The following is a 25,353-nucleotide window of genomic DNA, read 5'->3' as shown; positions in this document are numbered from 1 at the left end:
AGTGTAAAAAATAAAGCTTAAATCCATAAATTAAAGGCATTTAAGCTTTATTTTTTAGGTTATCGACTATATGGTGCTTCATTTGTTTGTAAGAAGACGGTTGAAATTACTCTTTCTTTACTTAGTTCCAATGTAATTATTTTTTTCATTTTTGAAACTAGACTAGGATCAGATCCTATTATTTCCGTATTTTCGTAATGTGCCGAAAATACATCATAAAATAAATGAGGAAATAACAAATCAGCTTTTAGAAACTGGTACTGCAAACATGCTAACGGATTAATCTCCTGATATGCGATGATTATTTTCTTCATTAACTTTGGATTCCAATTTTTTTCTTTTTTCATTACAATATTTAAAATTCTTCTCATATCATGAATCGGCAATTCCATTTTTAACGAACTCATATTTAAGAAATATAAATTCCCGTCTTCTCCAATTATAAGATCGTTTACATCAAAATTCTGATTACATAATGTTTTCGTTTTCGATGTCTCTTCTATCACTTCGGCAATATTTTTATTGATTATTGCTAAAGCTTTTTCACATTGCATTAAAACCGTATTTATATTTTTTAAATACAGCTTATCGATTTCATTTTGATACTTTAACTTAGCTCGTTCTTCTTTCCATTTTGTTAATTTTAATAATTTATTTTGCAAATCATTTTTCCAATTTGATTGAATGGATGAAACTTGCTCAATTGTTAATTCTATGCCTATTGAAGCTTTATGAAAAGAAGCAATCCCATTCATCAACAGAATAAGATCTTCTTCACTATCAAAATTTGGTCTCCTCCCATTAACAGCTTCAAATAACATAAAATATTCATCTTTTATTCTTACAAAACCGTCACCTAATTTGGTTGTTAATACTTCTGGTGTAAATACGCCATTATCTCTAAGATAGTCAATTGCATAAATCATGAATTCAATATATCTTTCATCAATTAAAACTTTCTTCAATAGTACTTCACCGATAGTTGTATCAATGGGCCATTCAGCTTTTTTTTCATCATTGTATTCTAAAGATTTATGTTTTACTTCTAAAGGGTAATTTGCAATTACTTTTTTTACTAAATCACTAAAAAAAGCGTCCAAATAAAATACCTCCCAAATAATACTTATCCACTGTTAATCTATGAATATGTACATGTTTAGAGACGGCTAATCTACTAAATAAATTAGGAAGTAAATAATTTCTTACATTTATTACCGTAATTACCGGTTTTATCTTCAAGATGTTCGAATTAGTTTCTATTCTATTACAGTTTACTTTAAATTTATCAATAAAATACAACAATATTCCCATTATATTCTTTAGTGTATAAGCACTTTTTGAAAAAGAAATTGATGATTTTCTGAACTTACAAGACGTGTACAAGCAAAAAATCTATATGCACCAATTATAGGCGGCGATGTATATAACGATAATCAAAATGTATAAGAATGCTAAAACATATTGAGTCACTAACAAGCGTGCATCCGAGTTCCACATTGATGGAATCGTTGACGCAAAGGATATGAGTTTTGTTCAAAAGAAATATTTAACACCATATTTTGAGAGGCTTAAACATTCAATAAGTATAGTAAAAAACGTCGGATTATTTTAGTTCCGACGTTTTCTAGGTTATTTATTGTTCAACTACTATATCAATTCTCTTATTAGATGACACACTATTTTTAGAAATAAAACTAACGCTAATCATAACAAGCGCATTAATAACTAGTGCAATACTCCCTACGTTTAAGTCCTTTATTAATTGAGGTAGATGGGGAAAAGTTTGAGCGAATGTTTTTTCACCTAAATCAAATATTGAAACGATTCCCCCACCAATTATGATTCCAGAAATAGCACCGTATTTCGTTACAAACTTTTTCTTCATTAAGCTTAAGAAAAATGGTGGAGCAAGCTGTGTGATAAAATTATAAGCAACTATTGCAATACTAAATAAAGAATTTCCACCTTTAAATGTAAAATATACCCCAATTAGAGTAATAAACGGCACTACGAATTTTATTAGTTTTGCAATCTGACTTTCTGATCTAGTAGGTACAAGTACTTGATAAATATTTTTAACAAATAATGTAGATATTACCATAAGAATCAATGAAGCTGGTACTAAAGCTGCTAATACTCCAGTGCCCCCTATTAGTCCTACAAACCATGGATCAAAGGTCTTCTTTGAAAGAAGTAGTAAAATTTTGTCACTTTCACTACCTTGTAAACCTTTAATTTGTAAGATTGCAGCAAAGCCTACGAAAAAAGCAAATAATAATATTAATTGATACAGTGGCATTACGATTGCGTTTTTTCTTAGAACCTTTGCATTTTTCGCTGCAAAAATAGGTGGGAATGAGTGTGGCCACATATACATCCCAATTCCACTTAATATAATAGTAGAAATATACCATGTTAAATTCATACCATGTTCTGGTAGAATCGTAAAGTTTGGCTTTGCTTGTTCAATAGCTTGATACATCGGCTTAATACCGCCATAAAAATGAATAGGGAAATAGATACCTAAAAATAAAATAATGGCAAGAATTAAAATATCCTTTAAAACAGAAGTCCAAGCAGAACCATGAATTCCAGATAGCATAACGAATAAAGTAACACCGATTGCTCCAAATAAAATAGCCATTTTTGAAGAAATAACACCATAAGAAGTAATTTCGACAATATAGCCTAAACCTTTAAATTGGAGTACTAAGTAGCAAAATAAAGCGACGATTCCAACTATAGCAACAAGTACTCCTAGAATCGGACTTTCATATTTCTTCGCCATAAAATCTGACTGTGAAATTAGTTTATGTTTTTTGGAGTATTTCCAAATTTCAGGAAAAGCCCAATAAGATATGATGGATGCGATACAGCCATAAGAAACAATACTAAAAATCGAACCCCCTTCACCATATGCCGAACCACTTGCACCTAAAAAAGTAAAAGTGGTATACATTTCTCCAGCTGATAATAAAAAGATGAAAAGTGTACCCATTCCACGGCCACCGACAGACCATTGTTCTAAGTCCATTTCTTTACCTTTTTTTGACCATATACCAATCACGATTGAAACTACGAAAAATAAGAAAATAAATAGTGTGCCAGTGTTCATTTTATTTCCTCCTCTTTATTAGCAGGATCAAATAAATAGATTAAACCTAAAATCGCAGTAGTAAGAAAAGACCACAGTACAATTGAGAAATGGAAAAAAGGCATTCCAAGTACATAAGGAGTAACTTTATTTGAAAACAAAGCACCTATTACAAAACCAATAATCGGTAAAAAACCAAATAAATAGATTTTTTTCATACTCTACTCTCCTTAATTTTAGTTATTTAATATGGTAAAAGCTCCTTTAACAAAGATCTTTACTCCATCCTTTAAAGCCCTCTCATCAATATTAAATTTCGGATGGTGGTGTGGATACACTATTCCCTCTGTCTCATTTCTTGAACCAACAAAAAAATAAGCTCCCGGAACTTCATTAAGAAATGCTGAAAAATCTTCACTTCCCATTATTGGATTAATGAATACACGATTTTCTTCTCCAAATATCTCACAGACAGTTTTATCAATTAAATTAGTTGTTTCATTGTCATTAATGACTGGTGAGTATCCGTAATGGTATTCAAACTCATATTTTGAACCATGAGCATCGGTAATACCTTTTACAATTTGTTCTATCAACTTAGGTATATTATTTCGAACTTCAGGTTTAAAGCTCCGAACTGAACCACCGATTGTAACATAATTTGGAATGACGTTTACTGCTGTACCTCCATTAAATTGTGTAACTGATATGACGGCAGTATCGATTGGATCAATTTTTCTTGAGACTATATGCTGTAAGTTCGTTACAACTTGAGTACCGATTAGAATTGGATCAATTGTTTGATTCGGCTGAGAAGCGTGACCACCTTCACCAATGATCGTAATTTTAAACATATCTGCACCAGCCATAATAGGTCCATAATTTAAACCAATTTTTCCGGTTTCCAAATTACTCGTTAAATGTGCTCCGATAATCAGATCAACTCCATCAAGTACTCCTGCATTCACCATCTCAATTGCGCCACCAGGAGGCAATTCTTCTGCATGTTGGAAAATAAATCGGATCTCACCTTCAATTTGATTTTTAAAACTACAAAGAAGTTTCGCTGCTCCTAAAAGCATTGCAGTGTGCCCATCGTGACCACATGCATGCATTATGCCATCCTTTTTAGAACTAAATTCAATTTTAGTTTCTTCCTGAATTGGAAGTGCATCCATATCTGCTCGAATTGCAAGGACTTTTCCTGGATGATTTCCTATTAATCTAGCAACAATACTAGTCTTAGTTGGTCTAGAGATTTCTAAGCCTCCAAATGTTTGTAGTTTGTCATACACAAATTGAGCAGTATTGTCTTCTTGGAAGGACAATTCCGGATTTTCATGTAAATACCTTCTCCATCCAATTACTTCATTGTTAATCGAACAAACTAATGCATCTAAGTTTAATTCAGATAAAAGATCATACTTCATTGACGCACCTCCACGAATCATCAAAATATATTTAAGGAATATTTACGGTCATTTTCCTTATATATTGATTTTATTACTTGAAAGCGGTTTCTACAATACTTTTTTATTAAAAATTCAAAATATTTATAATGTTTAATCCACAAAAAAATAAACACTTCAATTTGAAATGTTTATTTGAAACGATATATTTTACTAGGTCTCCCACGAAACGATAAAGATTCCTCACCAATGCATTCTAATAATTCTACTTCACATAAATCTGCTACAATACGTCTAGCATTTCGTTCTGTCATATTAAGCTGCTCAGCTAAATTCTTTGTTGTAAAATCATTCCAATCCATTCTCTTAATAAGGTTTTCAATTTTATGAAATGTCTTTACGCTAATATTTCCTAATTTTAGCTTTTGCAACAGTTCTTGGTCATCTGTTCTATAGGCATATGTGATTTCTTCTTTACTTCCAACCGATTCGATAATTTCGCCATTCTCTTGGACAATTATTATTTTACGATTATTCGTCTCTTTTGACTGTTGAATTGATTCAATCGCATTTTTCTCTGCAGAAAAAACAGTCTCACCATATCCAATACCAACAGAAACCTTAGAATCTGCTTCTAGCGATAACTGCTCCATCGTATTCTCTAACATATTAATCTCTCGTTCAATTGCACCTCTAGAACTATAAATTAAATATTTCCCATATCCCTTTTCAATTAAAGAACCATTTAATTGTTCACAAAGTGTTAGGAGTACATCCTTAATACGAAGTTCGATATGCTGTAAATGATAAGGCGATTTAGCTTTCTTTATAATACCCTCGAAATTTTCTATTTCAACCAACTCTACTCCTATTTGAGAATCTTTAAAATAAAGGCCTTTTACTTTCTCCGTTAATAGCTTTAATGTTTGCTGAATTTCAACTCGACTAGTTGATATCCATTCGACTGGAACTTCACGTTTTTTTAATTCCAGAAAAATAGATGGAAAATTAGTCAAAACACCTTCAGTTTTATTTGCGTCCCATAATTCAAGGTGATATTGTAATATTTCCTCTAAATTAATATCTTCTTCATCAAACTTTTTTAGATAAATATTATCAAATGGCTTATTCAACTGCACTAAAGCATCCTCTAATAGATTAGAATAAATGGGCATATCAACGCTGAATTGCGTAATTAATTTATCAGTAAGATACATAATATTTAGCAGACTTTTATAAACTGTAGATTCTGTATGAGGAATATACAATAATTTTTCACTAGAATGTAGAATATTTTTTGCAATATTATATGGTAATTGCCCTGAAAAAAGCCAGACATCAACATCTCGTTCATGTTTCTTTACAATCTCTTTTGTTTCCACAGGCTCATCATATGCAAATGGGAAAAATTCAAATTCCTTTTCATATTCTTTAGAAAAACTTAAAATTCGTTCTAAAGACCACTCTGGGCCGACCAGTCCAATACGATACATCAATACACCTCCAAATACTCGCGCGGATTATGTTTTATTTACTATTTCATTATGTACTTTATATAATTAATCTTAACAGTACTTCACCTTAATTTACCACGTTTATTAAAATTTGATTGAACAAAAAAAGACTTTTTCATCAAGATCTTTTTCTTGAATCAAAGCCTTTTTAAATCTTTTGTATTCTCTATATCTAATTTACTGTCATTAAAAAGAACTTAAAAATTCCTTCATTTCATTTATTAACTCTTCAGGTGACTCATACATACTCATATGCCCTGCACTGTTTAAAGTAGCAGTTTTAATATTTTCTTTATCGACCGAAAAAGTCTTTTCAGGCGGTATAATCTGATCGTCTTTACCTGCCAGTAAAAGTACAGGTAAGTTTGTATCGTTAAGTACATGATTTCGGTCGGGTCTATTTTTCATGCTAATTAAAGCATTAACCGTGCCATCTACTGAAGTTTTATACCCGATTTGCTTTGCTAATTCTATTTCTGCACTATTAGTTTGGATATTTTTTGGAGAGAAAAGTTTAGGGATTAACCCATCGACTACGTTTTTCACGCCTTCATTTTTCACTTTATCACTAGTTGCTATCCTACCTTTTTTTGCTTCTTCACTATCCGGATAAGCCGTAGAGTGGATTAAAGAAAATCCATTTAAGTAATTAGAATATCTTTCCGCGAATGCAAGTGTAATATAGCCTCCTAACGAGTGGCCAAATAACGTTATTTGCTTAATGTTTAGTTGATCTAAGAAATCTTTCAAAACATCTGCAAAATCTTCAATTGAATGCTCTTCTTTTATAGCTGTAGAGTCTCCATGTCCTGGTAAATCAATTGCGATCACACGATAATCCTCAGATAGCTTTTGGACTACTTTTTCCCAATATTCATGACTTCCCATAAAGCCATGAATTAAAACGATTGGCTTTCCTTTTCCTTGATCCTTATAAGCAATTGATAAATTTTCAAGTTCTACTTTACTATTAATAATCATTCAACTCCATTCGAGAATATTAATATCAATCTATTTTCATTTACTAAATAGAAAATACCTTTATTAAAAAACTAACATAAAAGAATCTTATGAACAAAATTCTGCACTTAACTATTTTCTCCTCTCTTTTCTCTAAATAATCTTCAAATAGAAAAGGAGTGTCTAAAAAATGAAAGACACTCCTAATTTCTATAAAGAACTTAAAATTTATCTACTTTCTGCTTAAAAACTGCATTGTTACGTTGAATTTTCTGACCCTTATTTTTATTTATAAATAAGTAGGCCACAGATAATACAATTAACCACGGTATTCCGAATTGAAGCATAATTTTAAAGCCAGTAAACCAAGAAGTAATTGTTAATCCTAACAATAAAATTGCTCCTAGTATTGTGAAATAAGGGAAACCAATCATTTTTACTGGTAAATTTCGCCCACCTGACTGCTCCCATTTCCTTCTAAAAAATAAATGTGAAATAAAAATTGTCATCCAAGTAAACATTGCACCAAACATTGAGATTCCCATCATAAATGCATATGAGGAATCTGGTAGTACTGCATTTACGATCCCGGCAACTACAATACCAATGGTTGAAACTGCAAGAGCATTTACCGGAACACCTTTTTTTCCTACTTTTCCTAAAATTTTTGGCGCATGATTCGTTTTTGAGAGTGAATAAACCATACGAGTTGACGCATATAATTGGCTATTCATCGCTGACAAGGCTGCCGTTAAAATAATAAAGTTCATAAGGCCTGATGCAAAAGGTATATTTAATATTTCCATTACCTTTACGAACGGACTTTCATCAACCCCTGCTGATTTCCACGGTACGATGATGAGCATGATTGCAATTGTTAATACATAAAAAATTGATAAACGAAAAACTGTTGCTTTAAGAGCTTTTGGAACAGCAATATCAGGCTCTTTTGCTTCACCTGCTGTAACCGCTATCATTTCTGTTCCTAGAAAACTAAATAATGATATAAAGACGGCTACCCACATGCCCCACCAGCCAAATGGCATAAATCCTCCATCATTTGTTAAGTTCTCTACACCAATATTTGCATGGTGAAATGAACCAAACAAGACATATGAGCCAAGTAGGATAAACCCAACAATTGCACTTACTTTAATCATTGAAAACCAATACTCAAATGTTGCAAATGTATTAACACTAGTAGCATTTATATAGATTAATACAGCTGCAAAAAAGGTGATCCAAACGATTCCAGGTACAGTTGGAAACCAATATTTCATATAGACTGCAATTGCACTTACCTCTACTCCAACAGCAAGAACTTGTGCTACCCAATATGAATAACGAACTAGATATCCCGCCATAGGATGAATATATTTTTCGGCAATTGTTCCAAACGAACCACTAGTAGGATGTGCTACGGTCATCTCAGCTAAACACCCCATGAGCAGTAAAACGATAAATGCACCAACTGCATAACTGAGTAATACGCTTGGACCAGCAGTTTTTATTGCTAATCCGCTTCCTAGGAATAACCCCGTTCCAATCGCACAACCCATTGCAATCATCGTTAGTTGACTAGTTTTCAATTCTCTTTTTAAGCCTTTTTCTTGCTCGTTTTCAATTTTATAATTAGTGGTGGATTTCTTCATAACCTCATCCCCTTGTCCCCTTAGATAGCCAACTAAACTTACGCCACAACTTCACGTTCATTTTTAAATTTTTCATATTGCTTTTCAGTCATTATTTTCTTAAGTGTTTGGACAACTTCCCAAACTTCCTCGTAAGAAGTGTAAAGTGCCACTGGTGCCAGACGAATAATATTTGGTGCCCTAAAGTCAGGAATAATACCGTTTTCTTTCAAAGACTTACAAATACGCGCTGCTTCTTCATGCTCTAGACTTACATGGCCTCCTCGTCGTGCATCCTCTCTAGGAGATCCAATGAAAAATCCCATGTCTGCTAATTCTTGTTCAATACAATCCATTAAAAATTGATTTATTCGAAGTGATTTTTCTCGAATCGCATCAATTCCAGCTTCTGTAAAAATCTCCAAAGATCCAATCAATGGTGCACAGCTTAATACGTGTGGAGTACCGATTTGATACGCTCCAGCAGTTTCAGCAGGAGTTAGTGTGTGCTCCATATCAAATTGCTTATCTTTTCTTGAACTAAACCAGCCTGCAAGTCCTGGCATTGCACCAAAATGTTTGCGATTAACAAATAATCCACCTACACCACCTGGTCCACCATTTAAGTGCTTATAATTACACCAATAAGCAAAGTCAACATCCCACTCACTAAAAGAATGTGGTATTGATCCAACTGAATGGCAACCATCAAAACCGATTAAAATTCCTCGTTTATGAGCTTCTTCAGTTAAACGCTTCATATCTAAAATTTGACCACTACGGTATAAAACTGTCGGTAAAATAATCAAAGCAATTTCTTCCGTCATTGCATTAATAATGTCGTCCTCATCTAAATAACGTCCATCTTTACTTTTTACGCAAATTAGATCTTGCTCAGGATCTAATCCGTGAATACGTAGTTGACTTTGAAGGGCATAAATATCTGATGGGAATGTAAGTTCATCAGCTAATATCTTTTTTCTATTCCCATTCGGTTGGAAAAAAGTAGCTACTAACTGATGTAAATTAACCGTCGTGGAACCGGTTACAATTACTTCCTCAGGTGAAGCACCAACTAAAGGAGCTAATTTTTCTCCTAATTTTTCAGCCATGAAAAACCAAGGATAATTTCCATTTGTCCATCCATCTATTCCATAGTTCTTCCAATCTTCCAATGATTCTAGTAAAGTACGTTCAGCTCTTTTAGAAAGTAGACCTAACGAATTACCATCCATATAGATTGATTCAGGATTTAAGTAAAACTCATCTCTATACTTCCTAAGTGAATCAAGACTGTCCATTTTTTTGGCGTACTCTAATGTTGCTTCTGTAACTTTCGTATTCATACTGTTCCTCCTCTATCAATCTACTATTTAAATCTATTGTGAAAAAATCATATCAAAATAACTGACACCATGTCAATGACATCATGTCAAATAATCTGATAATAAAAAATTTTACTTATAAAGAGCTGGTTTTATGTTAATTCTACATAGTTTTTCTGTCATTTCTTCCATTTTTATAAATTTACCTATATGCTAGAAGTAACATATGTTGGAGGATCGCAGTATGAGTAATGACAAAGTAGAATCTAAGCGTCAATTACGTTCATTAATGACAAGACAAAAACTACTAGAAGCTGCTAAAGAAGTATTTCTTGAAGAAGGATTTCAAAAGGCGACTATTACACAAATGATAAAAAAAGCCGATATTGGTTATGGAACAGCTTATGTACACTTTAAAGGGAAAGAAGAGCTTTTAATTGTGTTAATGGAAAATGTAATGGAAAGGTTTTATGAAATTGCCGAAACTTCCTTTTTTCCTGTAACGAAAGAATCCGCTGAATCGATTATTTATAAACAAGCTACTTCTTTTCTAAAAATGGCAGAAGATGAGCGAAACATGATGCAAATTTTTGAACAAGCTATTGGAGTATCTGAAATCATCTCAGACAAATGGAAATCAATTCGTGAAAAGTTTATTGATCGCATATCACTCGATGTTTCATATGCACAAGAAACTGGATTAGCAAGAAAAGAATTAAATCATGAACTAGTCGCGCGTGCTTGGTTTTATACAAATGAGATGTACTTATGGGAAATCGTTCGAGATGAACAGCATTATACAATTGAAGAAATTGCAAACACAATCACATCACTTTATACAACTGGTCTTTATTAAGAACCAAATTTAAAAGCTCAAACTTTAACTTCTAAGTTTGAGCTCTTTTTGAATTCTATTTTGAATTAGCACGACTATACATTTCACGCAATATAAACTTCTGTACTTTCCCAGATGCATTTCGAGGAAGCTGATCAATAAATTCAACAACTCTAGGAATCTTATAACCTGCCATTCTTTCACGGCAAAAAGATCCAATCTCCTCAAAAGATAGACGACGCCCTGGTTTTAATACGACAATTGCTGTTACAACCTCTCCCCATTTAGCATCAGGCGTACCAATCACTGCTGCTTCCAAAATAGAAGGATGCTCATATAAAACATTTTCAATTTCAATTGAATAAATATTTTCGCCGCCAGAAATTAACATATCCTTACTACGATCAACTAACGTGATATATCCTTCCTCATCTACTACGGCTAAATCTCCTGTATATAACCAACCATCTTTTATCGTATCTACTGTTTCTTTTGGCTTTTTATAATATTCCTTCATGATTGTTTCACCTTTTAGAATTAATTCACCAACTTCACCAGGTAAAACTTCTTCATTTTGTCTATTAACTACTTTAATAACTGTATAGAGTAAAGGTGTTTTTCCTGTTTTTCCTAAATGGTGTTCATGATCTTCTGGAGAAAGATAAACCCCTGTAGGTCCCCCTTCTGTTAAACCACATAAGCTGAAAAATTGATTTGTATTAAATAATTTCATACTTTTCATTAAGATTTCAGGAGGCATAGGAGCTGCACCGTATGCACATCTATTTATTGAAGAAAGGTCATATTGATCAGCATTTGGAACTTGTTGTAAATAGTTATACATTGTAGGAACACCAAAAAATAAAGTAATGTTATATTTTTCGATATCCTTTAAAACATTTACCGGATTAAATTCTCGATGAATAATATTTGTCATTCCTAAATATAAACCTGGTAATAGAAAGATTACTAGCTGCGCACAATGGAATAATGGAGCAACATGTAAAAGCCGATCCTGACAGCTTTGTCCCATTACCGCACACAATCCATTTATGAGCTTTTCAATTCGTTTATAGTCGAAAAGCGCACCCTTTGGTTGTCCAGTCGTACCCGAAGTATAAAGTAAATGAAAATCATCGTCTCCTGAAATCTCTACTTGGGGATCTTCGTCAATAGATGACAACACATCAAAGAAGCTTAAACAATTCGGCGATGAAGCTAGAGGAGCAGTTATGATATTTCTTACTTTCGATGAGGACTTTGATGCATCTAAAACGACTTTTTCTAGTTCTGAATCACAAACAACCATCACGCTATCCGACTGCTCTAGAATATATTCAACTTCTCGAGAAACAAGACGGAAGTTAATTGGAACGACAACAGCACCTACTTTTACAGCAGCACAATAACTAATCACAAACAAGTCAGAGTTTGCCATCATCAGAGCAATTTTTTCACCTTTTTTTAAACCTAGTTTCTGTAATCCCCATGCAAAACGATTAACCACTTTATTGAATTCCATGTATGTGTATGTACGGTCTTGATAGACTAATGCTAATTTATCTGGGTGCCTTTGTGCGTTTAACGATAATACATTTCCAAAACTCATTTGCTTACCCCCGTATTAAATAATTTAGATTTAATCAACTGACCTAATAACTCCCTTTTCAATGAATCGATTAATTGTTTGATCATCATATCCTAAATTTAATAAAACCTCTTTTGAATTCGTCCCTGGTTTTACTCCAACATGCTGATAGGTAGGTTTAAATACTGAATATTTAAAAGGTGTTCCAATTTGCAATTGATTTGTACCATCATTCCTTTGGACGTTTACTAAAAGCCCCCTTTCTTTTACTTGAGGATGATCACATGCTTCTTCAAAAGTTAAAACTGGCTCAACACAGGCATCAAATTTACTAAAAATTTCTTTTAGCTCATTAAACGTTTTCTGACTAAATGCACGCTTTACTTCATTTTTAAATAAATCGATCTCATCCTTCTCCTCACTAAAAGAATAAGGAAGAAATGGCATGATTTCTAATGCCTCACAAAGCTGTTTTCGAAAAGAAGGTTCGAGACTGCCAACTGAAAAGAATCGCCCATCTGCTGTTTCGTAATAGTCATAAAACACGCCTCCATTTAAAAGATGTTCTTCAGACTTTGGATTAATTTTTTGAGTTAACCAACCAGAACCCATTAAAGATTGCAACGCAAAAGTACAATCTGTCATGCTAATATCAACCCACTGTCCTTCACCAGTTTGCTCACGATGAATGACAGCCGCTAAAATACCAATAATCGCGTGTAACGATCCACCTACTTGGTCTGCAATCTGGATTCCCATCGGAACTGGACGCTCATTCTTTCTTGTTGAATAACTCAAAACACCAGTTAATGAAAGATAGTTATTATCATGCCCTGCTCGATTTCGATACGGACCTGTTTGACCATAACCTGTAATTGAACAGTAAATTAGTTTCGAATTTATTTTCTTTAATTGCTCATAGCTTAAGCCAAGCTTTTCCAACACTCCTGGTCGAAATTGCTCAATGACAATATCGTATTCCTTCACTAACTTATAGATTATTTCAGTACCTTCTTCGCTTTTTAAATCAAGGGTAATAGATTTCTTAGAACGATTAATCGCTTGATGTGAGGCAGATTGGTCTCCATCAAATGGAGGTGAAGTTTGTAATAAGTCGGGATGATATGGAGATTCGATTCGTAATACTTCTGCACCTAAATCCGCAAGTATCATAGTTGCATAGGGACCCGGTAAAAGACGTGTAAAATCCAGAATTTTCAATTTATTTAACATATAATAAACCTACTATTCAATATCATTTCTCCCTCCATCTCTATCGTTTCTCGTGTACATTAATTATTCTAGATTACTTTGTATCTTTCCTTTTTTAGATTAATTTCTTTTCTACCCTGTTTTTAATCATTTTAGGTTTCATTTTTCTAAGTAAAAAGCCATTCATTTTAAGAATGGTTTTTTCAGACTGTTGAAAAAAGAGTTTGTCAATTAAGAATCCAGTGTTATGAACCTGTTATAAGTATGGTATTTTCATATTTTTGCATTTTTACTAACTCATGAACCTGTGAATTTAGATCTTCTGTAAAGGAAGCAATAGACCTTGAATGACATTTGGTAGTCTTATTGCACGATTAGTTTTAGTTGTGGTTAATTTCCCCTTAATAGTATTAGGCGAAAATTTGCAACATGTATTGGAGAAAATTACACTATTTGAATATTTATATAAAGCTTATAATAAATATACATAATTAAATATTCATAAAAAATTTAATATAATTCGCACTTATATATTTCGTTCTACTGAAGGAGACACAACATGTACCCCACACAAGAATGGTTTAACAAACGATTTAACGATATGATCTACACAAACACCTATCCGAACGATATTTTGGATACGAAACCTCCAAAAAAACGATGATGAACAGAATACAGTAATTAGTTTAATCATTAAAAGATAATGCGATTACTATTTCATATTGAAGGTAAAAAAATGCACCGACCACTAAATGGTCGGTGCATTTTTTTTACTAGTTTTCTTTATTCAATTTTGAAATAAATTGCTTAAAAAACCACTAAAAAATGATTTTTTAATCACGCATTGCCCCTGCCTCACGAGAAGTCATTGCTCCTTGTCCATGGCTAACATCACTTTGAATTTGTTGTTTTACTTTTTGAGGATTAGTTCCTGATTTCATATTTGTACCCATATTCCCTTTTCCTTGCTGATTCTGTGGCATAAAATCCCTCCTAATATAATTGTTTTAAACAATTATATTATTTACAAAAACCCTTCTCATATCCCACGGAATTGACTAACTTCAAATAAAGAATGAGCAATCGTTAATGGCTTAAAAAGGCTGTCTAAATAAGCAATCACTTTTTTTGATTCCAAAATAAGCATCTTTTTCCAAATTAATAGTTTGACTATTCAGATTTAACAAACTATAATCTAATTAAACTAACTACCGGTAGTTAATAACCGGAATAAAAAATTAGGAGATGATTTTTGTGAAATATCCACTTTCACCTGATGTAAAACCTGAGTTTTGTACAACTGGAACATTTATGAGATTACCATCTGCAAGAGAAAACGCGAAATTAGCAATCGTTGGCATGCCTTTTGATACTGCAGCCTCATTTCGTGTTGGTGCACGATTTGCTCCTCAAGCAATCCGACAAGCTTCTATGACTTTATTCCCATATCATCCGATTCATAAGGTATATCCATTTGACGAAAGCAATGCCATCGATATTGGAGATGTATCAGTTATTCCTCATAATATTCATCGAAGCTATAAACTAATGGAAGACGCAATGTTTGAATTAATGGATCTTAATATTATCCCTATCGGTTTAGGTGGTGACCACTCGATTACTTTAGCAAACCTACGCGCTGCGGCAAAAAAACATGGCCCTGTTGCGATGATTCACTTTGATTCCCATACTGACACTTGGGATACATATTACGATGAAAAATATTGGCATGGTTCACCATTTATCCGAGCTCACGAAGAAGGTCTTCTTATTCCAAACAAAGTATTCCAACTAGGTATTCGAGGCACTTTGAATCATCCTGGAGATATAGATGCTAGCCATGAACTTGGTTACAATGTAATTACAACACCGGAAATGTATGAACGTAGTTTTGAAAGTATACTAAAAGAAATGAAAGAAGTAATTGGAGATACACCATGTTTCTTAACTTTTGATATCGATTTCGTCGACCCTTCTTGTGCACCAGGAACTGGGACTCTTGAAGTAGGTGGATACAATAGTATGGAAACATTAAAAATGATTCGCTCATTAACCGATTTCAATTTTATTGGTTTTGATGTCGTTGAAGTACTCCCATCCTATGACCCAACTCAAATCACATCACTATTAGCTGCAACGCTAGTTCATGAATTTGCTAGTTTAGCTACATTGCAAATTAAAAAAGAAAGCTCAAAGTAATTTAGAAAGCTCTGTTACTATTTACGAGTAACTCATTTTCAGTATTTTGCTTTTTTACTTACTCATACCCCCTATATGAGGTAGTATAGTTCAGGTTTTTCACTTTTTACTTCCTCATAAACACTTTATGAGGAAGTATGATTCAGGTTTTTCACTTTCTACTTCCTCATGAACACTTTATGAGGAAGTATGATTCAGGTTTTTCACTTTTTACTTCCTCATGACACCTTTATGAGGAAATATCAATCAGGTTTTTCACTTTTTACTTCCTCATGACACCCTTATGCACTACTCCAAGGTTCTAAACAGCATAACCAATACAATGCTCTATCTCCGCCAAATAAACCTTTTTTACAATAAAAATAAACAATTTTTAGACTTCACAAAGATTCCAGTTTATAATCTAGCTAACAAGAGTTAGTTTCGGAGGATGAAGATGACAAAGGATAAGATTATTGCAGCAGCACTTTCCCTGTTTTCCAAAAATGGTTATGAGGGTACTAGTTTAACTGAAATCGCTAAAGCAGTTGGCATTCAGAAGCCGTCAATATATAACCATTTTAAAAGTAAGGAGGAAATCTTTCTTACTATTTATGAGAATATTTTATGGCTTCATGTGAAAAAAGTAGACGAGCTGATGGGTGAAATAAGCGAACTTTCAGCGAAGGAACAGCTTTACCAAATTCTAAACGTAACATTTGAATATTATATTGAATTCGAGGAGCAATCTACATTCGTGAATCGCGCTGTCTTTTTTTCTCCTGAACCTTTAAAGGAGCAATTACATACACAGTTCATGGAATCAGAGGAAGCAATGTCAGCTATTTTAAGATCAGTGATTGATAAAGGGATTAAAAATGGTGAAATTCGAACAGGAAATGTAGAAGATTTCGTTATGTCTTATTATTGTTTGATCGATGGAATCTTTATCGAACTATCCTATTATGGAGCAGAAAAGATGAAACCAAGAATATCGAATATATGGAGGAATTTTTGGTACGGTTTTCAAAATGAATAGCAAAAAAAGCATTCGATTAAACGAATGCTTTTTTCTCATATTACTGATTAGCTGTTAATTCTGATTTAAACTGCTGAACTAAATTGTCATCCGCAGGTGCTGCTGGTTTGTAAAATCCTTTTTGTAATGCATAATTGTACAATGTGCGTTGACGCGCTTCATCTTGATTACGTAATTGAATTAAAGTTTGTCTTAATTCTGAATTATTCGATTCATTAATATATCCAGCGTAAGCCGCTAAACTAGCGTTAAGCCCTGCTAAATAATCATTTACCATATCTTTGTCTTGAAACATCTTACCATCTCCTTATCCTAAAAAATTTAAAAGTTCTTGTCTTGATTGCTGTGCTGATTGAGCATCTCTTTGTAGTAATGCTTTTAATTCTGGATCAGAGCAATTTTGAGCATAAGCCTCTAATTTATTTGCGATTGTACTATGCCCTCCGATAATATGACGCAGGTTTTCTAATTCAAGTTCTGTTAATGAATTGTCCATATTAAAATCTCCTTTCGAACATAAAATTACTTTATTAATTTTCCTAAATTCTAAAAAAAAATACGTAAAAAAAGCTCAATCTATCCAATTAATAGATTGAGCTTTAAACTGTTTGTCAAATTTAATTAACTCTCACTGCTGAAGTCAGCATCTTCTAATTTAACCTTTTTCGTTTTCATCACTACTTTATAGCCAAGATATCCAAGAATAAATAATGGTAGTCCAATATAAGAAACTGCAATACCATACCAGTCAATTTTGTCTCCAGTAAATGCTCCATAGTTCGTTCCAAGCATTGCAACTAAACATAAAACTGTCGCTAAAATTGGACCTAGTGGGAACCATTTTGCTAAATAAGGTAGATCCTTTAATTTTCTTCCTTGAGCAATATACGCTTTACGGAAGCGGTAATGCGTAATTGAGATACCTAACCAAGAAATATAACCAGCTAAGCCTGCTGCATTTAATAACCAAGAGTATACTGTACCATCACCAAATAATGAAGTTAAGAAGCAAACCGCACCAATTAAAGTTGTCGCAATTAATGCACTAACTGGAACTCCACCTTTGTTTACTTTTCTTAAGAACTTTGGTGCTTTTCCTTCTTCAGCTAATACCCAAAGTACACGAGAACCAACGTATAAGCTTGAATTCCCAGCTGATAAAACTGAAGTTAAGATAACTGTATTCATTGCAGCAGCTGCAAAAGCAAGTCCTGCATGTTTAAATACTAAAGTAAATGGACTGATCGCAATACTATCAACGTCTCCACCTAATAAGTTTGGATCTGTGTAGCTGATTAAACAGCCAATAACGAAAATCGCTAATACGTAGAATAATAAAATACGCCAGAAGATTTGCTTGATCGCTTTTGGAATATTCTTTTCAGGATTTTCACTTTCCCCGGCCGTTACTCCGACCATTTCAGTTCCTTGGAAAGCAAAACCTACAATCATAAATACACTAAAGATTGATAAGAGACCACCTTTGAATGGTGCTTCTCCTTTTGTGAAGTTATCAAATCCACCTGTATGACCACTCATAATACCGAAAATCATTAATAATCCAATTACAATAAAAATAATAATTGTAGCTACTTTAATAATTGAAAACCAAAACTCAGATTCCCCATATCCTTTTACAGATAATACATTTAATCCAAAAATTAAAACAAGGAATATAGAACTCCATACGATCCCTGGAGTATGCGGGAACCAATATTTCATAATTAAAGCCGAAGCTGATAATTCTAAAGCAAGGATAATCGCATTGTTATACCAATAATTCCAACCAACTGCAAAACCAAGCGCTGGATCGACAAATCTTGAAGTATATGTGCTAAAAGAACCCGAAATTGGAATTAAAGTTGCCATTTCGGCTAAGCTAGTCATCAGGAAGTAAACCATGATACCAGCAATTAAATAAGCAACCAGAGCTCCACCTGGTCCTGCATCATGGATCGTTGCTCCACTCGCTAAAAATAAACCAGTACCAATCGTACCACCCATAGCGATCATTGTTAAATGTCTTGTTTTTAGTTTTCTTTCTAATTGCTCTTTTTTAGGCGCGTTACTTTGAACAGTGAAATCAGTTTTACGATTTGTATTTTGCATGAATACACCTCTTTATTTTAAAATGAAATTTCTCCAAAGAAGGTTTGTTTAAATCTTTAAAAGCTCGCATTCCAATCTATTCTTTGACAATTTGTCTTTCGCCAAGAAATTACAAAACACATTCCGTATTACCTATTTTAATACTAATCCTGGAACGAGAGCGATGTAAAGATGAAAATCCTACCTTCTAAATTTAACAAAGAAATAAAGCTTGTCCCTTCAATGATGATAGCGTTTTCATTTTTTTTGCTTTCATCATTGAAATGTACTTAATTAAAATTATCATAATATGACGAAAAATAGAAGGAGTTTTTTCATTGTTTAGATAATTTAGAGTTATTTAAGAATAGCTAAATTTTCAAAAACCGTATATTTATTTGAAACAATAAATATATATTAAGTCCTAGTTCAAGATAGTTCAACTATTAATTTACAGATTGGAAAATATTATATAATGAAAGCGCTTCGTTATCATGTAAAACTGAATTCCCTTATTTATTACAGCTCTAATCTTGATAGAAATACTAATATAAAGAATCTGTCTATATGAAAATCCTCACTCTATTTTTAGTAAAAATGTCCTGATTTTTTTCTTTATTGATATCAACTATATACAAAAAAATGAATAAAACTCGTTTATTAATTTCTGAAATTTTTAGAACGAAAAATACAAAAAAAAATCATTCTCCATAACTCTCGAAGAATGATTATATCATTTTATTATGGGGTAACGATATTAACCCAAAGATTAAAGTGATCAAATAAAGTAACCATCTCTTTAAATTTCTCTATATTCCCTGTAATGCTTAACTTTCCATTTGCAATTGCTTGATTTATATCCAGTTTCCCATACATCATTAAATAAAAAGTTACTTTATCTACAAGAAGTGTTGCATCAGGATTTGAAGTTGTTCCATCATTATAATTAAAAACGGCGTCTTTTATATCAATTGTATAATTTGTTTTCAAATCAGTAAAATTCACATTGAATGTAAAACGCTTATTCTCCGCTTTTGGACCATTTAGGGTAATCGAAATAAAATCAAAAAAGTCATTAACTTTCATATTTAAGATGGCTTGTTGGTCTACAGTACTTAATGTTTGTGAATCATCTGTCTTCCTAATACCTTTTCTCAATTCCTGTGCACCCGTCAAATAAACATTTCTCCAAGCTGCAGATTCGGCACTGTATCCTAACTGCTCGTAAGATTTAGCTAGTAACATCTTTGCCTCTTTGTTATTCGGATTTGCCATAACGACATTTTTCAAAACTTGTGCTACCCATCGATATTGACCTTTGTCATAATCCATTTTTGCAAGCTTCAGAACCTTCTTTTCTCCACCCATGTATTGAACGTATTTAGTTCCAGTCTCTATTTGTGGAAGTCGATCTAAATCAGATGGGTTCCCACTAAAATAACCTAAATAATAATTGTAAATTGCTTTAGCATTTTGCTTCAAATTACCATAATATCCTCGATTCGCCCAATATTTATCAAGGCTAGCAGGTAATTTTATTTGTTCGGCTATTTCATCTGCAGTGTACCCTTGGTTCGCTAGACGAACTGTTTGATCATGAATGTATTTATACAAATCTCGTTGCTTTGTAAGTTGCTCTATTACACGAGCTTTCCCCCATAACGGCCAGCTATGAGCTGTAACTAATGCATCGATTTCTTCATTACCAAATAACTTAATTGTATGATCCAAAGCTTTTACCCACTCTGACGCATCTCGTGTTTTTGCTCCTCTTAAAGTGTAAAAATTATGCATTGTATGACCTGTATTTTCAGCCACTACTACCGTTTTGTAATCATTTATGTAATAATGCATTTCTGAAGGTGCTTCAGTATTTAACGTTAATAAAAACTTGAATTTAATTCCATCTATTTCCATCGTTTGTACTTTATCTTTAATTTCAATTGTCGGTAGAAAAAAGCTGATTGTACCTGTACTAATTCTAGGACCTATCCCATTTGTTACGTATCCTTTTTTATTTACGGGTAAAAGATATCCGAACATATACCCTGCCCTACGTGACATGATGTTACCTAATAGGATATTTTCACTTACTACTTCCTTCGAAAAGTTTAATGGAGCAATAATTGGTACATTTTCTGGATTTGTGGCGTACTGTACAACCCCTTTCACCCCTCCAAAATGATCAGCATGACTATGACTAATAACTACTGCACTAACTGGTTTTTTAGGGCGATTCGCATAATAAACTTCCATTGCTGCTTTAGCCGTTTCAATCGTTGATAATGTATCTAATATGATTAAACCCGTTTTACCTTCTACAATTGTCATCACTGACACATCTTGTCCACGAATTTGATATACCCCATCAACTACCTTGTAAAGCCCTGGCGTATTTAATAATTGTGCTTGCCTCCATAAAGATGGATTGACAGTTAAAGGAGCAGGCCCATCATTAATAATTGAATATTGATTACGATCCCAAATAATTTCACCTTTTTTATTTTTAATTTGATTATGAATTAATGGTGCTATGAATCCTTTATGAGCATCATTAAAATCTTGCTTATCATTGAAATTTAATTCGCTATAAATTTTTGCATTTGACTTAATTGTATATTTAGTAGGAGGCATGGCTTGGGAAAAAACGTTTTGTGAAAAGGTGGTACTAAACAAACATGTTATTATTAGTAAAAATGTTAATCCTTTTGCTTTAAACATGATTTTACTCCTTCTAATTAACAGATAGCATTGGAACAAAAGCAACATAAGTACTTCAGTAAGTTAGTTCTTGATCCAATTTATTTTTTATGAGGATATGTATGTTTACTATTAATAAGCTTCCTTAAATCGCCTCTAAATAGAGCATCTTTCATTTCTTTCGGATGAAATGGTATAAATGGTGCTAATAATTTTCAAATCAGTAGAGTGATTAAATTTTTCTTTTAAGTATTGAATATTCTTTTCTAAACTTACTACTAAAGTAGATTGTTCCGTATTATTCACTAATAAACTCCTTAAACATATTTTTGTTTAGTTTGTCCAGCAAATACCAGTTTATGTCAAGATTAGTGCAATACTGGAAATTCAATTCAGAAATCAATATGTAGGTTAAATAGAAAAAAAGATGATATCGTCTACACGATATCATCTTTTCATTTTTATTTCGTTGTTTCTATCTCTTTATTTTCATGATCTGTAACACCCAATACATCTAATAAAAAGATGAAAACTGGTATACCAATAATAAGTCCCCAAACGCCAAAAAATCGTTCAGAAAAAACAAGAATTAGAAAAGTATAAAAAACTGGTAAGTTCGTCTTAGCTGATATTAGCTTTGGATTTAAAAAATAGGTTTCAAGTGCATGTAAAACAAAAATCATCAAAATGACATACATGATATGCGCCATGCCACCAATTGTATAAGCTATCGTACAAAGTGGAATTAACGAGATAAACATACCAGCAACCGGGATTAGTCCAAGCAAGAATATCAAGAAGCCTAAACCGATTAGCTGTGGAAATCCCATAAATCTTAATGCGATCACCGATAAAATACAATTCACCAATGCAATTAAAAACTGAGCTTCAATCACTTTACCAAAAGAACGTGAAAATCTTTCTCCAAAATAAGCCATCTCATAATAAAAAAGTGATATTTTACTATTTTCAAACTTTTTGGTAAATGCAATAATCCTAGGTTTTTCAAGTAGAAAAAAGAAACTCAGAACTAAAGCAATTAATACTTCAATCCCCCATTGGCTAATATTAGAGGCATACTTATATAAAAAATCTAATCCTTGCTCAGTATAACCTGATATTTCAACCTTTTTAATTGCGGTAACAATATAATTGATGATTTTCTCATCTGGTGGATTCATATAAAACGTCTTTATTTGTACGATTAGTTGGACAACTTGAGTTGTAATAACAGGTAAATAATTATAAATCCCTATGACTAAAGCTGCCACAATAACTATATACAAAGAATAGACAACTACTAACCGATTAACCGGTAAAATCTTGTTTACTCTATTAATAATAAATTTATGTACTCGATCCATTAAATAAGTAAAAATGAAAATTAGTAAAATTAAATTTATTATTTTGCGAGTTAAGATTAGTACAAGAATGATACAAGCCATCATGGCTAGTCGTCTAAACGTACTACTTTGAAAAAATTTTTTGACCTCCATTCCACAACCCCCTTACCTAGATATTATTTTGCCTGAGTAGTATGGAAATCTTAATTTTTATAATAAAAACATAACCACATCCCAAAGGAAGTGGTTCATACAGTTGCTTCTCTTTTCATTTTTATTTAATAAAATCTTCAATTATGAATTTCATTTAACAAATTCTTAATGTTGAAAAGCGCCACTTTATATTTTACCAATTCTAATACCAAAAATAAAGCTGCAGCAGACAATTTAAGTCTAGCCGCAGCTTTTAATTGAACTTTTTGTGTCAATATTTGTTCCACTTCCCTTTTCATTCACACTTGGGCACTTGCTGAATACAATAGGCATGAGGGTGTGATCCAATGAATGACTATAAAATTAAAGAAGATCTTCGTATTATCGCTACTCTTCAAAGAGATTTAAATGTCGCCGCTGCAGCCTTATTATTAACTGGCCAAATTACGATAATAGGTGTATTTGTAACGTCTGGAGAATTTAGTCTTTCTCTAAGTGGACCCTTATTAGGTAGAGAACGTGTAGAAAGTAAATATGGAGATCAATTTACAAATTCTCTCATTGATGTAATCGATATAATCATTGCTATTTTATTATTAATTGATGAAGTTCGTGTTGTAAGCTCTGTTATAGGACCTGGTAGATTCTCACTCAATGTCAGTGGGCCCATTTTTGGTGCGCCAGTTAGCGAACCGACACTTCCTTTTCTAAAAAAAACATATTACTTTTGTAAAAAAATTGTTTCAAAACATTTTGATATTGATCCGCGAATCTTTAGTAAATAAAGGAATGGTGATTATGGCTTTAACAGATATCCCTACAGTAAGACCTACTGATACCCAAGTTTTTCTTATGGCAATTTCCGTCATTTCGTTTATTTTCTTCTTTACACAAAGAAAACCTAGTGACTCAACATCGTAAACACCGATGAGTTAAAAGATCACTATTCGTCTTTTTCGAACTCATTATTTATTGGTTTTTCTCTATTTTCGATAACTGATGAAACTGCTTCTTCAATCTCTTCATAGCATGTGCATCTACAAATATTGGAAGATAGCCACTCCTTCATCGTTTTATAAGTTGGATGTGGTTGTTTTAATAAAAGAGAATGACAATTCATAATAAATCCAGGCGTACAATAACCACATTGAAACGCAAAATTTTCAACAAATGCTTTTTGTATAGGTGAATCTTTTAGCCCTTCAATTGTTGTTATTTTTTGCCCAACTGCCTCGATGGCAAGCATTATACACGATTTATATACTGTATCATTTACTACAACTGAACAAGCCCCACAATCTCCATTTAAGCAACCTGGCTTTGCTCCAGTTAGACCTAATTTAGTTCGTAACACATACAGGAGAGTATCAACTGGACGAATCTCCACTTGTCGAATTTCATCATTAATACTTAAAGCAACACTTAATTTTTTGCTTGGAGACTGGTCCATTACCTTCCCTCCATTTCGATCAGGATCTCTTCTATTGTGTTTTTTAGTACAAATAGTCGGTACTCTTTTGAACCTTCTACATCGTCCAGTACTTCACCAGGAATAAATTGAATTGCTTTTTGTATTCTTTCTTCCACACTCGAGTTCGTATTATTGAGCTCAGCTTCCATTTGCTTTGAACGAAATGGAAAAGGACATAGCCCACTAAAAGCAAAACGCAATTGATTATCCAATTTAATAGATGCAATCGTCAGTAATGGATAACCCGTATCCCATTGCTGACGTTTTTTTATGCTCATATATGGTAGATTGATATATTTCTTTTCCGTTAAAAGTTGGATTAAAAGTTGTCCGTCTTGGAGTTGTAAGTTTTGATTGAAGATTTGTTCGATTGGAAAAGCCTCTATTCCATTGTACCCTGCAATAACCACCTGGCTATCACATAGTAGGAATGGTAAAATCGCTTCACGATAAAAAATTTGGCCGCATAAATTTCCACCTAAAGTTATTTTATTCCTAGCAGTCCGGTCAGCTATTTCCATAGACGCTTTAGAAAGTAATGGAAATAAGTTTTTTTCTTCAATATCAGTAAGTGAAATGACGGCTCCAGAGATTAAATAGTCCTCATTAAACTCAAATAATTGACACTCTTTTAGTTCCTTAATATCAATAAGAGCATCTGTTTCAACCAAATTTAATCGACCAAGCGTTATGATTTCTGTACCACCTGCATAATAGATTGGCCTCTTGTTTTTCGCTTTTAAAAAATAAAAAGTCTCCAATGCTTCTTTAATCGTCGTTGGTTTATAGTAATCTATATTAGAAGATAACAAG

24 protein-coding genes are annotated in these 25,353 nt (G+C 32.9%); 5 read left to right on the top strand and 19 right to left on the bottom strand.

Annotated features, from left to right (window positions below; translation table 11 throughout):
* Positions 1-59: 59 nt before the first annotated feature.
* The 8 genes from COJ46_RS13555 to kynU all read right to left on the bottom strand — a co-directional run bounded on the left by COJ46_RS13555 (position 60) and on the right by kynU (position 9,954).
* A complete protein-coding gene (locus COJ46_RS13555) occupies positions 60-1,100 on the bottom strand; it encodes a CotS family spore coat protein (protein ID WP_176522517.1) in 1,041 nt (346 codons plus the stop codon).
* Positions 1,101-1,633: 533 nt separating this feature from the next.
* Positions 1,634-3,115: a sodium:solute symporter family protein gene (locus tag COJ46_RS13550; RefSeq protein ID WP_097975879.1), complete on the bottom strand. Its 1,482-nt coding sequence runs from the start codon at positions 3,113-3,115 to the stop codon at positions 1,634-1,636.
* Positions 3,112-3,312, bottom strand: coding sequence for a DUF3311 domain-containing protein (locus tag COJ46_RS13545; RefSeq protein ID WP_097975880.1), 201 nt, complete (start codon positions 3,310-3,312; stop codon positions 3,112-3,114). The genes COJ46_RS13550 and COJ46_RS13545 overlap by 4 nt, the downstream gene beginning before the upstream one ends.
* An 18-nt stretch (positions 3,313-3,330) precedes the next feature.
* Positions 3,331-4,524 carry a M20 family metallopeptidase gene (locus COJ46_RS13540; RefSeq protein WP_098566006.1) on the bottom strand — a complete coding sequence of 398 codons (1,194 nt, stop codon included), beginning with the start codon at positions 4,522-4,524 and terminating at the stop codon, positions 3,331-3,333.
* A 170-nt stretch (positions 4,525-4,694) separates the two neighbouring features.
* Positions 4,695-5,996, bottom strand: a complete 1,302-nt coding sequence (locus COJ46_RS13535) for a hypothetical protein (RefSeq protein ID WP_097975884.1) — start codon at positions 5,994-5,996, stop codon at positions 4,695-4,697.
* A 207-nt stretch (positions 5,997-6,203) separates the two neighbouring features.
* Positions 6,204-6,998: an alpha/beta fold hydrolase gene (locus tag COJ46_RS13530; RefSeq protein WP_335448535.1), complete on the bottom strand. Its 795-nt coding sequence runs from the start codon at positions 6,996-6,998 to the stop codon at positions 6,204-6,206.
* 200 nt (positions 6,999-7,198) lie between these two features.
* Entirely contained in the window at positions 7,199-8,629 is a 1,431-nt protein-coding gene (locus COJ46_RS13525; RefSeq protein ID WP_097975886.1) for an amino acid permease, read from the bottom strand.
* A 38-nt stretch (positions 8,630-8,667) separates the two neighbouring features.
* The gene (gene kynU / locus COJ46_RS13520; RefSeq protein WP_098566005.1) at positions 8,668-9,954 is read right to left on the bottom strand and encodes a kynureninase; all 1,287 of its coding nucleotides are present in this window, start codon (positions 9,952-9,954) and stop codon (positions 8,668-8,670) included.
* Between the two features lie 223 nt (positions 9,955-10,177).
* Here kynU and COJ46_RS13515 point away from each other — a divergent pair, with 223 nt between their 5' ends.
* On the top strand, positions 10,178-10,789 hold the full coding sequence (locus tag COJ46_RS13515; protein ID WP_097975889.1) for a TetR/AcrR family transcriptional regulator: 612 nt from the start codon (positions 10,178-10,180) through the stop codon (positions 10,787-10,789).
* A gap of 55 nt (positions 10,790-10,844) precedes the next feature.
* Here the strand turns inward: COJ46_RS13515 and COJ46_RS13510 are convergent, their stop codons facing one another.
* The 3 genes from COJ46_RS13510 to COJ46_RS24505 form a co-directional block, all read right to left on the bottom strand.
* Positions 10,845-12,377: a long-chain-fatty-acid--CoA ligase gene (locus tag COJ46_RS13510; protein ID WP_097975891.1), complete on the bottom strand. Its 1,533-nt coding sequence runs from the start codon at positions 12,375-12,377 to the stop codon at positions 10,845-10,847.
* A gap of 30 nt (positions 12,378-12,407) precedes the next feature.
* Positions 12,408-13,589, bottom strand: a complete 1,182-nt coding sequence (locus tag COJ46_RS13505) for a CaiB/BaiF CoA transferase family protein (RefSeq protein WP_097975893.1) — start codon at positions 13,587-13,589, stop codon at positions 12,408-12,410.
* 812 nt (positions 13,590-14,401) lie between these two features.
* Positions 14,402-14,551 carry a hypothetical protein gene (locus tag COJ46_RS24505; RefSeq protein ID WP_176522518.1) on the bottom strand — a complete coding sequence of 50 codons (150 nt, stop codon included), beginning with the start codon at positions 14,549-14,551 and terminating at the stop codon, positions 14,402-14,404.
* Between the two features lie 271 nt (positions 14,552-14,822).
* Here COJ46_RS24505 and speB point away from each other — a divergent pair, with 271 nt between their 5' ends.
* Together speB and COJ46_RS13495 are read left to right on the top strand one after the other, a co-directional pair.
* Positions 14,823-15,767, top strand: a complete 945-nt coding sequence (gene speB / locus COJ46_RS13500) for an agmatinase (RefSeq protein WP_097975895.1) — start codon at positions 14,823-14,825, stop codon at positions 15,765-15,767.
* Positions 15,768-16,203: 436 nt separating this feature from the next.
* Complete coding sequence (locus tag COJ46_RS13495; protein WP_176522519.1) at positions 16,204-16,785, top strand: TetR/AcrR family transcriptional regulator; 582 nt, start codon at positions 16,204-16,206, stop codon at positions 16,783-16,785.
* A 40-nt stretch (positions 16,786-16,825) separates the two neighbouring features.
* On the opposite strand, the gene COJ46_RS13490 is transcribed toward COJ46_RS13495, so the two are convergent.
* The 6 genes from COJ46_RS13490 to COJ46_RS13470 all read right to left on the bottom strand — a co-directional run bounded on the left by COJ46_RS13490 (position 16,826) and on the right by COJ46_RS13470 (position 23,069).
* A complete protein-coding gene (locus tag COJ46_RS13490; protein WP_097975899.1) occupies positions 16,826-17,080 on the bottom strand; it encodes a spore coat protein in 255 nt (84 codons plus the stop codon).
* Positions 17,081-17,092: 12 nt separating this feature from the next.
* A complete protein-coding gene (locus COJ46_RS13485; protein ID WP_097975901.1) occupies positions 17,093-17,281 on the bottom strand; it encodes a hypothetical protein in 189 nt (62 codons plus the stop codon).
* Positions 17,282-17,406: 125 nt separating this feature from the next.
* The gene (locus COJ46_RS13480) at positions 17,407-18,894 is read right to left on the bottom strand and encodes an amino acid permease (protein WP_097975902.1); all 1,488 of its coding nucleotides are present in this window, start codon (positions 18,892-18,894) and stop codon (positions 17,407-17,409) included.
* 720 nt (positions 18,895-19,614) lie between these two features.
* The gene (locus tag COJ46_RS13475) at positions 19,615-21,594 is read right to left on the bottom strand and encodes an alkyl/aryl-sulfatase (protein ID WP_176527943.1); all 1,980 of its coding nucleotides are present in this window, start codon (positions 21,592-21,594) and stop codon (positions 19,615-19,617) included.
* A gap of 135 nt (positions 21,595-21,729) precedes the next feature.
* Positions 21,730-21,879 (bottom strand): hypothetical protein, encoded by a 150-nt coding sequence (locus COJ46_RS24500; protein ID WP_176522521.1) that lies wholly within the window; start codon positions 21,877-21,879, stop codon positions 21,730-21,732.
* Between the two features lie 155 nt (positions 21,880-22,034).
* Complete coding sequence (locus COJ46_RS13470) at positions 22,035-23,069, bottom strand: AI-2E family transporter (RefSeq protein WP_097975907.1); 1,035 nt, start codon at positions 23,067-23,069, stop codon at positions 22,035-22,037.
* 347 nt (positions 23,070-23,416) lie between these two features.
* Here COJ46_RS13470 and COJ46_RS13465 point away from each other — a divergent pair, with 347 nt between their 5' ends.
* Complete coding sequence (locus COJ46_RS13465) at positions 23,417-23,854, top strand: hypothetical protein (protein WP_097975909.1); 438 nt, start codon at positions 23,417-23,419, stop codon at positions 23,852-23,854.
* Between the two features lie 13 nt (positions 23,855-23,867).
* The gene (locus COJ46_RS25020) at positions 23,868-23,990 is read left to right on the top strand and encodes a hypothetical protein (protein WP_286133535.1); all 123 of its coding nucleotides are present in this window, start codon (positions 23,868-23,870) and stop codon (positions 23,988-23,990) included.
* Positions 23,991-24,012: 22 nt separating this feature from the next.
* On the opposite strand, the gene COJ46_RS13460 is transcribed toward COJ46_RS25020, so the two are convergent.
* Both COJ46_RS13460 and COJ46_RS13455 read right to left on the bottom strand, forming a co-directional pair.
* On the bottom strand, positions 24,013-24,519 hold the full coding sequence (locus tag COJ46_RS13460; RefSeq protein ID WP_097975911.1) for a (2Fe-2S)-binding protein: 507 nt from the start codon (positions 24,517-24,519) through the stop codon (positions 24,013-24,015).
* The gene (locus COJ46_RS13455; protein ID WP_097975912.1) at positions 24,519-25,352 is read right to left on the bottom strand and encodes an FAD binding domain-containing protein; all 834 of its coding nucleotides are present in this window, start codon (positions 25,350-25,352) and stop codon (positions 24,519-24,521) included. Before COJ46_RS13455 ends, COJ46_RS13460 begins: the two co-directional genes overlap by 1 nt.
* Between the last annotated feature and the right edge of the window lies 1 nt (position 25,353).

Source organism: Bacillus sp. AFS077874, from assembly GCF_002566505.1.
Classification (GTDB): Bacteria; Bacillota; Bacilli; order Bacillales; family Bacillaceae_G; genus Gottfriedia.
Note: the sequence above shows the minus strand (reverse complement) of the source record. Positions and strands in the feature narration are given on the sequence as shown.